Genomic DNA, 574 nt, shown 5'->3' with positions numbered 1-574 from the left:
TGGGACGGCGTCGGCGGGGCCCTCCAGGTGGTCGACACCACGCCCAGCACCATCGTGCTCCGGGCCCTGATGACCGCCCGCAACGCCGACGACGCCTTCGAACTGCGCTGCTGGGCCCGGGAAGAACTGATCCGCTACCTCCGCTACCTCCGCCACCAACACCCCGCCGCCCTGCCCCGCCTCGCCCTCGCCCAGGCCCCGGAGCCGCCTGACGGCTGACGGTGCGTCACCATCGCCCCGGGAGCTCGGCGGTGTTGCGTTCCCTGCAGGAGTCGGGGCCGCGCGGCACCCGGCCCCGCAGGGCACGGGATGCCTGCTTCGTGAGCAACGGCGCTCAGCCACTTGACCGTTGGGGGCGGACGGTGAAACCGTCCACAGGTGGTCAATACTGCGGGGGAATCGATTTCGGCCCGACCGGAGGACCGCGGCGCGTCCGTTCTGCGCTTCGCGGTGGAACTCGTCGCGTGGGTGGCGACGCCCTGGGCGTTGGCCGGCCACTCCTGGCTGCTTGCCGCACTGTCCGTGGTGCTCCTGGTCGGTCTTCCCACGTGCTTCTCCACTCCGGGTGACAAAG

1 pseudogene is annotated in these 574 nt (G+C 71.4%); it reads left to right on the top strand.

Annotated elements, in window-relative coordinates:
* Window positions 1-219: pseudogene (locus tag ABD323_RS44300) on the top strand (mechanosensitive ion channel family protein); the annotation flags it as partial.
* Window positions 220-574: the final 355 nt, after the last annotated feature.

Source organism: Kitasatospora nipponensis, from assembly GCF_039528135.1.
GTDB classification, from domain to species: Bacteria; Actinomycetota; Actinomycetes; order Streptomycetales; family Streptomycetaceae; genus Kitasatospora; species Kitasatospora nipponensis.
Note: the sequence above shows the minus strand (reverse complement) of the source record. Positions and strands in the feature narration are given on the sequence as shown.